This window comes from Pseudomonas sp. MAG002Y, from assembly GCF_019400845.1.
Taxonomy (GTDB): domain Bacteria; phylum Pseudomonadota; class Gammaproteobacteria; order Pseudomonadales; family Pseudomonadaceae; genus Chryseomonas; species Chryseomonas luteola.
The window spans coordinates 42003-54271 of sequence record NZ_WOEJ01000018.1 but is presented as its reverse complement, the minus strand read 5'-3'; the positions used below and the strand labels follow the sequence as shown (position 1 = coordinate 54271).

Genomic DNA, 12269 nt, shown 5'->3' with positions numbered 1-12269 from the left:
ATCGATTAAAGCCGAAAAGGCTTACCCACAATCGAGCACGATCATCCAGGAGCCATGCATGAAGCGCCGTCCCCTACTCAAGACAACTTTGGCCGCTAGCGCCCTGCTGTTCAGCGGACTTTTCCCTTTCAGCGCTGCGCACGCCGCCGACACCATTAAGGTCGGTATTCTGCACTCCCTGTCCGGCACCATGGCGATCTCCGAAACATCGCTCAAAGACATGGCGCTGATGACCATCGATGAAATCAATGCCAAGGGCGGCGTAAACGGTAAAAAGCTTGAGCCGGTGGTGGTTGACCCTGCTTCCAACTGGCCATTGTTTGCAGAAAAAGCACGCCAACTACTGACTCAGGACAAGGTAGCCGTGGTATTTGGCTGCTGGACCTCCGTCTCTCGCAAATCCGTATTACCGGTTTTTGAAGAGCTGAACGGCATGTTGTTCTACCCCGTTCAGTATGAGGGCGAGGAAATGTCGCCCAACGTGTTCTATACCGGCGCAGCGCCCAATCAGCAGGCCATTCCGGCAGTGGAATACCTGATGAGCGAGGATGGTGGTGCCGCCAAGCGCTTTTTCCTGCTGGGCACCGATTACGTCTATCCTCGTACCACGAACAAGATCCTCCGCGCCTTCCTGCATAGCAAGGGCGTAGACGACAAAAATATCGAAGAGGTCTATACCCCCTTTGGTCATAGTGACTATCAGACCATCGTTGCCAATATCAAAAAATTCTCTGCCGGCGGCAAGACCGCTGTGGTCTCGACCATCAACGGCGATTCCAACGTGCCCTTTTACAAGGAACTGGCCAACCAGGGGTTGAAGGCAACAGACGTACCGGTAGTGGCTTTCTCGGTGGGTGAAGAAGAGCTGCGTGGTATTGATACGGCGCCACTGGTCGGTCATCTGGCAGCCTGGAACTACTTTCAGTCCGTCGAAAGTCCGGTCAACGAGAAATTCGTATCCGACTGGAAGGCCTATGCCAAGGCCCATAACCTTCCCAACGCCGCTACAGCTGTCACCAATGACCCGATGGAAGCGACCTACGTCGGTATCCACATGTGGGCGCAGGCCGTCGAGAAGGCCAAATCGACCGATGTGGACAAGGTGCGTGATGCGCTGGCGGATCAACGCTTCCAGGCGCCTTCGGGTTATACCCTGACCATGGACAAGACCAATCATCACCTCCATAAGCCGGTCATGATCGGCGAGATCCAGGATGACGGTCAGTTCAGTGTGGTCTGGCAGACTGAAGGTCCCATCCGCGCACAGCCCTGGAGCCCTTATATCACCGGCAATGATAAGAAGCCGGATCATCCAGTCAAGGGTACGTTTTAACGCATGAGTTGATAACGCGTCGCGGGCATTGGGGAGCCTTTCGCTTGCCAGTGTCTGCTTCGCCACGAAGCGCCCGAGGGTGCAGCCCCTGCACACACGAGAGAAAACATGCGCCTGGTTTCCTTTTTATTGACTGCCTTGCTGCTGAGCGCTACCGGCTTGGCCTGCGCCGGCCCGGCCAGTGACTTCGCCGCCGCCAGCAGCGCCGAACAGATTAAGCTACTACAAGCCTGGTCGGCTGAGCCCAGCCCTGACCGCTTACCTTTTCTACAAGCCCTGCAGGACAACACCGTAGTCATCGACGATGAAAAGCACGTGTTCTACAAGGACGGCAATACACTGCATGCCGCAGAAGGTGACTCTACAGTAGCGCCTGTCGGCACGCCGAAAAGCTTCCGCTTGAACAACCGGCTCCGGGTCTTGATCAGTAATGCCCTGGCGAGCCACCAGCTCCTGTCCAACGATGCTTCGGCACGTCTGCACGCCGCACAGGCATTACGGCAGGAAGCCAAGCCAGAACAGCGTACGCTGCTCGAACAGCGCCTGCATATCGAGGCAGATGAAAACGTCAAACAGGCGTTGAGTCTTGCCCTGGCCAACCTACAGTTGAACGATCCTGATCCTGCCGTGCGTTTGGCTGCGGTGCGCCTGCTGGGCGACACCGGTGAGCCCCAGGCACGCACGCGCCTGCAGGCGCTGACCAATTCCGCCAACGAGACCGACGCCCATGTACGCAAGGCCGCAGCAACCAGTCTGAAACAGGTGGAACGTCGCCTGCTGATCGGTGATCTGCTTGGACAGGCCTTTACCGGCCTTTCCCTGGGCTCGATTCTGCTATTGGCAGCCTTGGGCCTTGCCATCACGTACGGCCTGCTGGGTGTGATCAATATGGCCCATGGCGAGATGCTGATGCTAGGCGCCTACTCCACGTACGTGGTTCAACTGCTGTTCCAGCGTCTGGCGCCCGATTGGCTCGCGTTTTATCCACTGCTGGCTCTGCCTGTGGCATTTCTTATCACGGCGGTCATTGGCATGGCGCTGGAACGTACCGTGATCCGCCATCTGTACGGCCGCCCGCTTGAAACCCTGCTGGCTACCTGGGGCATCAGCCTGATGCTGATCCAGCTGGTGCGCGTCGTGTTCGGGGCCCAAAACGTGGAAGTGGCAAATCCGGCATGGCTCTCGGGCGGCATCCAGGTCTTGCCGAATCTGCTGCTGCCATATAACCGGCTGATCATCATTGGTTTTGTAATTGCGGTTCTGGTTCTCACCTGGAGTCTGCTCAATATGACCCGGCTAGGCTTGAATATCCGCGCCGTGACGCAGAACCGCAACATGGCAGCCTGCTGCGGCGTGCCGACCGGGCGCATCGACATGCTGGCGTTTGGCCTGGGCTCGGGTATTGCCGGCCTGGGTGGCGTGGCGCTGTCGCAGGTTGGCAACGTCGGACCTGACCTGGGTCAGGGCTACATCATCGACTCCTTTCTGGTCGTGGTGCTTGGCGGGGTTGGCCAGCTGGCTGGAAGCGTCATGGCTGCGTTCGGCCTGGGCATTGCCAACAAGATTCTCGAACCACAGATCGGCGCAGTACTGGGCAAGATTTTAATCCTTGCGCTGATCATCCTGTTTATCCAGAAGCGCCCGCAAGGACTCTTCGCTCTCAAAGGGAGGGTTATCGATTGAACCAGCCCCTGACCATTACGCTTGTGCAAAAAGCTGGCCCGCGTTGGACCCTGGCCCTTGGCGGATTAGCCCTGGTTGGCCTGCTCGCCTTGCCGTTTCTCTCCTTGCTACCGGCCGACAACCCATTACAGGTGTCGGCTTATACCCTGACACTGGTAGGCAAGATTCTCTGCTATGCCATCGTGGCGCTTGCCCTGGACCTGGTCTGGGGATACGCCGGACTGCTGTCGCTCGGCCACGGCCTGTTCTTCGCCCTGGGCGGCTACGCGATGGGCATGTACCTGGTACGCCAGTCTGCCGGAGAAGGCGTCCCGGCCTTCATGTCGTTTCTGTCCTGGACGGAAATCCCCTGGTTCTGGGCGGGTACGCAGCACTTCTTGTGGGCGCTGTGCCTGGTCGTGCTTGCACCTGGTGTGCTTGCCTTTGTGTTTGGTTTTTTTGCCTTTCGCTCACGCATCAAAGGTGTTTACTTTTCGATCATGACCCAGGCGTTGACCTTTGCCGGCATGCTGCTGTTTTTTCGCAACGAGACCGGTTTTGGCGGTAACAATGGGTTCACCGGCTTCACTACCCTGCTCGGCTTCCCGATCGCCTCACCGGGCATGCGTGCCATGCTTTTCCTGCTGACAGTCGCCCTGCTTGTAGGCAGTCTGCTCCTGGGCTGGCAACTCGCGCGCAGTAAATTCGGCCGCATTCTTACCGCCATCCGCGATGCGGAGAACCGCGTCATGTTCTGCGGCTACGATCCACGCGGCTTCAAACTGTTCGTCTGGACGCTGTCGGCGGTGCTTTGTGGTCTGGCGGGTGCGCTGTACGTACCTCAGGTGGGCATCATCAACCCGAGCGAAATGGCTCCGACCAACTCCATCGAGGCTGCCATCTGGGTGGCACTGGGCGGCCGCGGTACGCTGATTGGCCCGATCATTGGTGCGGGCATCGTCAATGGCGCCAAGAGCTGGTTCACCGTTGCCTTTCCCGAGTACTGGCAGTTCTTTCTGGGCCTGCTGTTCATCGTAGTAACCCTCTATCTTCCCAAGGGCGTGATCGGACTGATCCGTAAGGATAAAGGCCTATGAAAGCCGCTCCTGTACCTGAGCTGCTCGATGCCTCCCTAGGCAGCGAATCGAGCGGTCTTGGCCACCGCGTCACAGGCGGTCTCGACACACGTCACGGCACTATTCTTACGCTGGAGGACATCAGTGTCAGCTTCGATGGATTCAAGGCGCTAAATGACCTGACGCTTTACATCGGCGTCGGTGAGCTGCGCTGCATTATCGGGCCCAATGGTGCCGGCAAGACGACCCTGATGGACGTCATCACCGGCAAGACCCGCCCCGATACTGGCAAGGCCTACTTTGGCGAAACCCTGGACCTGACACAGATGAGCGAGGTGCAAATCGCTCAGGCAGGCATCGGTCGGAAGTTTCAGAAGCCTACGGTATTCGAAGCGCTTACCGTGTATGAAAACCTGGAGTTGGCCCAAAAGGCCGACAAGTCTGTCTGGGCCAGCTTGCGAGCAACGCTTAGTGGTGAGCAGAAGGAGCGACTCGAGGACATCCTGACCACGATCCGCCTGAGCGAATCGCGTCATCGACCGGCCGGGTTGCTCTCCCATGGACAGAAACAATTCCTGGAAATCGGCATGCTACTGACGCAGGAGCCCCAGTTACTCCTGCTGGACGAACCGGTAGCCGGCATGACAGATGCCGAAACCGAGTTTACGGCGGAACTGTTCAAGTCGCTGGCTCGCAAGCATTCGCTCATGGTGGTGGAGCATGACATGGGCTTTGTCGACACCATCGCTGACCATGTCACCGTGCTGCACCAAGGGCATGTTCTGGCAGAGGGCTCGCTTGTCGAAGTACAGGCCAATGAGCAGGTCATTGAGGTCTATCTAGGTCGATGAAAGCGCCCCGTAGCGTGGATCAAGCCCAGCAATGCTGTGCAGCTGGCAATTGATGAGTAGGTAATCGCCCCTCTCGCTCATGCGTCCATAAGGAACAACGATGCTTCAGGTTAACGAACTTCATCAGTATTACGGTGGTAGCCACATCCTGCGCGGCCTGTCCTTTGAGGCAAGAATTGGCGAAGTCACGTGTCTGCTGGGCCGAAACGGCGTTGGCAAGACGACGCTGCTCAAGTGCCTGATGGGTCTTATACCCTCGAAACAGGGAAGTGTGCTCTGGGAAGACAATGCAATTACCACGCTCAAGCCGCACCAGCGGGTGCATGCCGGTATTGCCTATGTACCGCAGGGCCGTGAGATCTTTCCTCGGCTAACCGTAGAGGAAAACCTGCTGATGGGCCTGTCTCGCTTTCCGGTCGGACAAGCCAAGGAAGTCCCTGACTTTATCTATGAGCTGTTCCCTGTTCTCAAGCAGATGAAGCATCGCCGAGGGGGGGATCTGTCTGGCGGTCAGCAGCAACAGCTCGCCATTGGCCGCGCCCTGGCCAGCCAACCGCGCCTGCTGATTCTTGATGAGCCCACTGAAGGCATTCAGCCCTCGGTCATCAAGGAAATCGGTACAGTCATCAAGCGTTTGGCGGCCAAGGGCGACATGGCCATCCTGCTGGTGGAGCAATTCTATGATTTTGCCGCCGAATTGGCCGATCACTATCTTGTGATGTCTCGTGGGGAAATCATCCAGCGCGGCCAGGGTACACAGATGGAGGCCGACGGCGTACGCGGTCTGGTCGCCATTTGAAAACCGCTTGCCAGAGCACCCAGGCGGCATGCCATGATCCCGTTAGTTCAGCGTAATGATGCTGACGGTAAACCAAAACAGATAAGAACCGATGAACGCACCAATTACATCCGCCCTGTTTACCCCTGCCTGGCAGGCCGAGCTGGAATTGGCCTATGCACGCCAGGGTGACTGGACTCGTCCGGTCATGCGGCGGCATGCCGGTCCGCTGCGGGTGCAGAAGCATTTGCACGCGGAGGGACCGGAGGTGTGCCAGCACATCATTGTTCACCCACCTGGTGGTATTGCCGGCGGAGATCGCCTGGCAATCAATGCTCGTGTCGGTGAGCAGGCCTGGGCGCAACTGACCAGTCCGGGTGCCGCCAAGTGGTATCGCGCGACAGGCCCGGCTCATCAGTGTCTCACACTCGCCGTCGAGCCCGGCGCCACGCTGGAGTGGCTACCTCAAGAAACCATTGTCTTCTCGGGTGCGCAGGCCGAGCTGGCTACCCGTATCAATCTTGAAGGTGACGCCCGCCTTTTTTACTGGGACATGGTTGCCCTGGGTCGCCCCGCCAGCCAAGAGCGCTTTGCTACAGGACACTTCCAGTCTCATCTGGATATCTACCGCGACGGCCATCCGCTATGGCATGAGCGTCAGCGCATTGCCGGAGGCGACCGTTTACTGGAGTCGCCTATTGGGCTCGCCGGATATCCTGTCTTCGCCACGCTGATCGTGACCGGCGATATTAACGAGTCCCTGCTACAGGCCTGCCGCGCCCTGCCGTGCGAGGGCCGTGGCGATCTTTCACAACTCCCTGGCCTGCTGATAGCTCGTTGCCTTGCCTATGAAGCGTTGGCGGCACGTGCCTGGCTGATTGACCTCTGGACGCTGTTACGCCCTGCCCTGCTGGGCCGCCGCGCCGTCCCTCCCCGTATCTGGAGCACCTGATGGATTTGACACCTCGCGAAAAAGACAAGCTATTGATTTTCACTGCCGGTCTTGTGGCTGAGCGGCGTCTGGCCAGGGGCCTCAAGCTCAATTATCCCGAGGCCATGGCTTTCATATCGGCCGCCCTGCTCGAAGGCGTCCGGGACGGCCAGACGGTAGCCGAGCTGATGCACTACGGCACCACGTTGCTTACCCGCGAACAGGTCATGGAAGGGGTTCCGGAAATGATTCCAGACATCCAGGTAGAGGCTACCTTTCCCGATGGGACCAAGCTTGTAACCGTACACCAACCGATTGCCTGAGGCTGTTATGACGTGCTCTATCGCTCCTGCCCACGAATCCGATCTGCCTGGCATTCTGGCCATCTACAACGACGCCGTGGAAAACACCACGGCGATCTGGAACGAGACCCTGGTTGATCTAGCCAACCGCCGTACCTGGCTGGCAGACCGTACAGCTCAGGGGTTTCCCGTACTGGTTGCCCGTGATGCTGCCGGTGAGGTAGTCGGCTATGCCAGTTATGGCACCTGGCGAACCATTGAGGGTTTCCGTCATACCGTCGAGCATTCGGTATACGTTCGCAGCGATCAACGGGGCCAGGGCATCGGCCCCATGCTGATGAAGGCCCTGATCGAATATGCCCGCAACGCCAATCTACACATGATGGTAGCGGCTATAGAGAGCGGTAATACCGCGTCGATCCGCCTGCATGAGCGACTGGGTTTCGTAACGACCGGCCAGATGCCGGAAGTGGGCCGCAAGTTCGATCGGTGGCTGGACCTTACATTCATGCAACTCAAACTGGAGTCCCATCATGGTTGACGTCACCCTTGAACGCGTCGGTGCAGAGGCATTTCAACATTACAGGCGGGGCTTAGGCGACCTTTTGCGTGACTGTGTTGCAGGCGGCGCCTCGATCGGGTTTCTGGCTGATCTGAGCGATGCCGAAGTTGACGCATATCTGGATAACGTTCAACAGGACATAGCGGATGGCAGCCTTCATCTCTGGGTTGCGCTGTTAGGTGACCGGACGGTGGCCGGTAGCGTGCAACTGGCGCCAGCGACCAAACGCAATGGCCTCAAGCGCGCCGAAGTACAAAAGTTGATGGTACTACGTGGCGCTCGGCGGCACGGCATCGCACATCGGCTGATGATCACGCTGGAAAGCGCTGCATTGGACATGGGGCGCACCCTGCTCTACCTCGATACGCTGGCGGGTTCAGGCGCCGAACAGCTCTATCAATACCTAGGATATCAGCGTGTCGGGGAAATCCCGGATTATGCCGCGAACCCCGACGGTACCTATCACCCGACCGCCCTTTACTACAAGCAGCTCAGGAGCCTCTCATGATCCCTGGCGAATACCAGATCAAAGACGGCGATATAGAACTCAATGCCGGTCGTCGAACCTTGAGCCTGACGGTAGCCAACACGGGGGATCGCCCTGTCCAGGTCGGCTCTCACTATCACTTCTTCGAAACCAACGATGCCCTCGCCTTTGACCGTGAGCAGGCCCGTGGCATGCGCCTGAACATTCCGGCAGGTACGGCGGTACGCTTCGAGCCGGGCCAGTCACGCGATATAGAGCTAGTGGAGCTGGCAGGCGACCGTATCGTGTATGGCTTTGCTGGCCGTGTGATGGGCCATTTATAACACGCAGCTCCGATGCAATAAACATCAGTCTTGATGATGGGTATTGCTTCGCACCTTTCATCCCATTGCCAGGATGGTCAAGGCGCGCCGCCTGAAGGCAGTAATACCCCTACCAACCCACACCCGAAACACAGAACGGGACCGGCGCTGCGCCCCCTTCCCTACACGATCAGGATGAGTGATATGAAGATTTCACGCCAAGCCTATGCCGACATGTTCGGTCCCACTACGGGCGACAAGGTGCGTCTGGCGGATACGGACCTGTGGATTGAGGTCGAGCATGATCACACCGTTTACGGTGAAGAGGTCAAATTCGGAGGCGGCAAGGTCATCCGCGACGGCATGGGCCAGAGTCAGCGCTGCGCAGCCGACGTGGCTGACACAGTGATCACCAATGCGCTGATTCTTGACCACTGGGGAATTGTGAAGGCGGACGTCGGCCTCAAGAATGGCCGTATTGCAGCCATCGGCAAGGCAGGCAACCCGGACATCCAGCCGGGAGTAACGATTGCTATTGGTGGCGCAACAGAGGTCATCGCTGGGGAAGGCATGATCCTCACAGCAGGCGGCATCGATAGTCACATTCACTTCATCTGTCCGCAGCAGATCGAAGAGGCCCTCATGAGTGGCGTGACTACCATGATCGGCGGAGGCACAGGCCCTGCCACTGGAACCAATGCGACTACCGTAACGCCCGGCCCTTGGCATATGGCGCGCATGCTGCAGGCGGCAGATGCCTTCCCCATGAATATCGGTTTTACCGGCAAAGGCAATGTGAGCGTCCCCGAACCGCTAATAGAGCAGGTCAAGGCTGGTGCTATTGGCCTTAAGTTGCATGAGGACTGGGGCACGACACCGGCAGCTATCGACAACTGCCTTGCAGTGGCTGACCAGTACGATATCCAGGTTGCAATCCATACCGATACGCTGAATGAGTCTGGCTTCGTCGAGACGACCCTGGGCGCATTCAAAGACCGCACCATTCACACTTATCATACCGAAGGTGCAGGTGGTGGACACGCGCCGGATATCATCAAGGCCTGCGGTTTCCCCAATGTACTGCCCAGCTCTACCAATCCAACCCGGCCGTTTACCAAGAACACCATTGATGAGCACCTGGACATGCTCATGGTCTGCCATCACCTCGACCCAAGCATCGCTGAAGACGTAGCCTTCGCCGAGAGCCGTATCCGTCGTGAGACCATTGCCGCCGAGGATATCCTCCATGACCTGGGCGCGTTTTCAATGATCAGTTCTGACAGCCAGGCCATGGGTCGGGTAGGCGAGGTCATAACCCGTACCTGGCAAACCGCCGACAAGATGAAGAAGCAGCGTGGCGCCTTGCCTGAAGACGGCCCCGGCAACGATAATTTCCGCGCCAAACGCTATATTGCCAAGTACACCATCAACCCAGCCATCACCCATGGTGTCAGCCATGAAGTGGGCTCCATCGAAGTGGGTAAATGGGCGGACCTGGTCTTGTGGCGCCCGGCCTTCTTTGGCGTGAAACCCTCATTGATCCTAAAAGGCGGTGCCATTGCGGCGAGCCTCATGGGCGACGCCAACGCGTCCATCCCTACGCCACAACCGGTTCACTATCGACCTATGTTCGCAAGCTACGCCGGTTCGCGTCATGCCACGAGTCTGACCTTTATCAGTCAGGCGGCCTTTGACGCAGGTGTGCCTGCCCAGTTAGGCCTCAAGAAGCAGATTGGCGTCGTAAAGGGCTGCCGTACGGTGAAGAAAACCGACCTGATCCATAACGGCTATTTACCCACCATCGAAGTCGATCCGCAGAATTATCAAGTCAAAGCGGATGGACAGCTGTTGTGGTGCGAGCCGGCAGAAGTATTGCCCATGGCACAGCGGTATTTCCTGTTTTGATCAAGGTCTTGCGGAAGGCCCAAGGCAGCGTTACCGCTTCTGAACGATAACGCTGCCTTGGATAAACGGAATTACTTGCTGGCGGCGTCGATGGCCTTCTGCAGGTTTTCCGTATCGGTCGCGCCGGGAATAACGGTCACGTTGTCTGCAGTTGCGCCCTTGGTCGGCATGACTACGAACGTAGGCGTACCCTGGATCTGCATCTTGCTGCCTAGGTCCATGTTGGCCTGGATCTGGGACTCTAGCGTCTTCGCGTCAGCCTTGACATCGGCCAGCTTCAGATCAACGGCTTTCAGAGCCTTCTCCACGTCCTGCTCGGTCAGCTTGCCCTCGTTCTTGCCGGTTGCAAACAGACCGTTATGGTATTTCAGGTAAGCCTCACCACCCTTCTTGGTATACACATACTGACCGGCTTCCGCCGCCAGGATGGACGCAGGCCAGCGAGCACCAAAGACTGGAAATTCCTTGAAGATGAAGCGAACGTTGGGGTTCGCCTTGATCAGCCCTTCGACCGTTTCGGACATGTGATAGCAATAGATGCACTGGTAATCGAAAAACTCGACGATCGCTACCTTGGCATCCTTCGGCCCTACGGCAGGCGTCTTGGCATCGTTGAGCAAGGCATCGGCGGAAGCTACGGCACCCACGGTCAGCTGACTGATCTGCTCTTCCTGTTGCTTCTGCTGCAACGCCTGGCTGACCTGAACCAGCACCTCAGGGTGCTTGATCAGATAATCCGCGGCAATCTTGCCAATCGCATCCTGCTGGCTGGCATTGAAACCGCCAACACTGCTATCGGCGTGGGCAAAGGGAGCGCAGGCCAGAACCAATGCTGCAAGAGCTGATTTGGCACGCAGCGTCCGACCTTTGAAATTCTGCATCTGTGGTTCCTTGGCTATGAACGAGGGGAAATAGCACTCCGCCGGTGGGCGGAAAGCTCATGATCGTACCGCATGCCGAGGCCTTTACAAAAACAGGTTGAATGGAACAGGTACAAACCTGAGGCATTCGGCACACCTGAAAGCAATCCAGCAGAATGCCTTGGGACAGCTGGTCGCCTTCAACTGACGTTTGCCATGAATGAGAGTCCGAATGGTTTTAGCGAGGTAAATGTAAATGACTGATCAAGCTGACTTCATCCGGATAGTGAAGAGCGAAGTGCTCTCCGAAGGCTTCTCCGTACTCAAGACAAACACCTTCGACTACCGCCGCCGTAACGGCCAATGGCAACAGCTGACCCGAGAGACCTACGATGCAGGCGACAGCACTACCGTGCTCCTCTATAACCGGGCGCAGCGGACCGTTGTGCTCACCCGGCAATTTCGCTTTCCTGCCTTCGTCAATGGCGTAACCGATGGCATGCTATTAGAGACACCCGCCGGAAAGCTGGATCAGGACTCGCCTGAGGAGCGGATCAAGGCTGAAGTTCTTGAAGAAACCGGCTATGAGATCAGACAGCCTGCTCCGCTGTTCGAGGCTTACTCGACGCCCGGTTCGGTCACTGAAAAGCTGTCATTCTTCACGGCGGAATATGATCCTGAACGCCGTCAATCTCGGGGTGGTGGTGTAGAAGATGAAGGCGAAGATATCGAAGTACTGGAGATGCGCTTCGATGAAGCGCTAAGCCTGATTGAGCAAGGCCGCATCAAGGACATAAAAACGATCGTCCTGCTCTATCATGCAGCCTTGTATCTATTCAAAAGCACGGAATGAGCAGGCCTCACAGAGGACAGGCAGCACGCTCAACGTAGCTGGCTGTCCTTACTGCCGCGTCGGTTATAGCCGCTGAACCGGGCCTGCTCCTTGTCGCAGGCTGCCTGGCAGTTGATGCACAAGCGCACCCCCTTTACCGCCTGACGGCGAGCCTCAGGAATGACGGCATCGCACTCTTCGCAATGCGTCAGGCTTTCACCACGCGCCATCTGGCTTCGAGCGCGCTGGATAGCATCTTCAATGGTGCTGTCGATCTGCTCTTGAACCGCCCCGTCGTTTGCCCAACCACTGGCCATAGGACTCTCCCATTAGCTGTGAGACATCCTGTTGATATGGGTACATCTGCACCTATAACAAGAGGCCAGCG

General features: G+C 57.6%; 14 protein-coding genes. 12 read left to right on the top strand and 2 right to left on the bottom strand.

Annotated features, from left to right (window positions below):
- Window positions 1-58: 58 nt before the first annotated feature.
- From urtA to ureC, 11 genes are all read left to right on the top strand, one after another.
- Window positions 59-1333 (top strand): urea ABC transporter substrate-binding protein, encoded by a 1275-nt coding sequence (gene urtA, locus GM154_RS21160; RefSeq protein ID WP_219653268.1) that lies wholly within the window; start codon window positions 59-61, stop codon window positions 1331-1333.
- Between the two features lie 108 nt (window positions 1334-1441).
- Complete coding sequence (gene urtB, locus GM154_RS21155) at window positions 1442-3016, top strand: urea ABC transporter permease subunit UrtB (protein WP_219653267.1); 1575 nt, start codon at window positions 1442-1444, stop codon at window positions 3014-3016.
- On the top strand, window positions 3013-4092 hold the full coding sequence (urtC, locus tag GM154_RS21150) for an urea ABC transporter permease subunit UrtC (RefSeq protein ID WP_219653266.1): 1080 nt from the start codon (window positions 3013-3015) through the stop codon (window positions 4090-4092). Before urtB ends, urtC begins: the two co-directional genes overlap by 4 nt.
- A complete protein-coding gene (urtD, locus tag GM154_RS21145) occupies window positions 4089-4922 on the top strand; it encodes an urea ABC transporter ATP-binding protein UrtD (RefSeq protein ID WP_219653265.1) in 834 nt (277 codons plus the stop codon). Before urtC ends, urtD begins: the two co-directional genes overlap by 4 nt.
- A gap of 100 nt (window positions 4923-5022) precedes the next feature.
- The gene (gene urtE / locus GM154_RS21140) at window positions 5023-5721 is read left to right on the top strand and encodes an urea ABC transporter ATP-binding subunit UrtE (protein WP_219653264.1); all 699 of its coding nucleotides are present in this window, start codon (window positions 5023-5025) and stop codon (window positions 5719-5721) included.
- Window positions 5722-5812: 91 nt separating this feature from the next.
- Window positions 5813-6652 (top strand): urease accessory protein UreD, encoded by an 840-nt coding sequence (locus GM154_RS21135; RefSeq protein ID WP_219653263.1) that lies wholly within the window; start codon window positions 5813-5815, stop codon window positions 6650-6652.
- Window positions 6652-6954 carry an urease subunit gamma gene (locus tag GM154_RS21130; RefSeq protein WP_219653262.1) on the top strand — a complete coding sequence of 101 codons (303 nt, stop codon included), beginning with the start codon at window positions 6652-6654 and terminating at the stop codon, window positions 6952-6954. Before GM154_RS21135 ends, GM154_RS21130 begins: the two co-directional genes overlap by 1 nt.
- A gap of 7 nt (window positions 6955-6961) precedes the next feature.
- Window positions 6962-7474 (top strand): GNAT family N-acetyltransferase, encoded by a 513-nt coding sequence (locus GM154_RS21125; RefSeq protein WP_010795440.1) that lies wholly within the window; start codon window positions 6962-6964, stop codon window positions 7472-7474.
- Window positions 7467-8003, top strand: a complete 537-nt coding sequence (locus GM154_RS21120; RefSeq protein ID WP_219653261.1) for a GNAT family N-acetyltransferase — start codon at window positions 7467-7469, stop codon at window positions 8001-8003. The genes GM154_RS21125 and GM154_RS21120 overlap by 8 nt, the downstream gene beginning before the upstream one ends.
- Window positions 8000-8305: an urease subunit beta gene (locus GM154_RS21115; protein ID WP_010795442.1), complete on the top strand. Its 306-nt coding sequence runs from the start codon at window positions 8000-8002 to the stop codon at window positions 8303-8305. Before GM154_RS21120 ends, GM154_RS21115 begins: the two co-directional genes overlap by 4 nt.
- A gap of 183 nt (window positions 8306-8488) precedes the next feature.
- The gene (gene ureC / locus GM154_RS21110; RefSeq protein ID WP_219653260.1) at window positions 8489-10189 is read left to right on the top strand and encodes an urease subunit alpha; all 1701 of its coding nucleotides are present in this window, start codon (window positions 8489-8491) and stop codon (window positions 10187-10189) included.
- Between the two features lie 71 nt (window positions 10190-10260).
- Here ureC and GM154_RS21105 read toward each other — a convergent pair whose 3' ends face one another.
- A complete protein-coding gene (locus GM154_RS21105; RefSeq protein WP_219653259.1) occupies window positions 10261-11070 on the bottom strand; it encodes a DsbA family protein in 810 nt (269 codons plus the stop codon).
- 235 nt (window positions 11071-11305) lie between these two features.
- Here GM154_RS21105 and GM154_RS21100 point away from each other — a divergent pair, with 235 nt between their 5' ends.
- Window positions 11306-11902 (top strand): NUDIX domain-containing protein, encoded by a 597-nt coding sequence (locus GM154_RS21100; protein ID WP_219653258.1) that lies wholly within the window; start codon window positions 11306-11308, stop codon window positions 11900-11902.
- A 29-nt stretch (window positions 11903-11931) separates the two neighbouring features.
- Here the strand turns inward: GM154_RS21100 and GM154_RS21095 are convergent, their stop codons facing one another.
- Window positions 11932-12198, bottom strand: a complete 267-nt coding sequence (locus tag GM154_RS21095) for a DksA/TraR family C4-type zinc finger protein (RefSeq protein WP_219653257.1) — start codon at window positions 12196-12198, stop codon at window positions 11932-11934.
- Window positions 12199-12269: the final 71 nt, after the last annotated feature.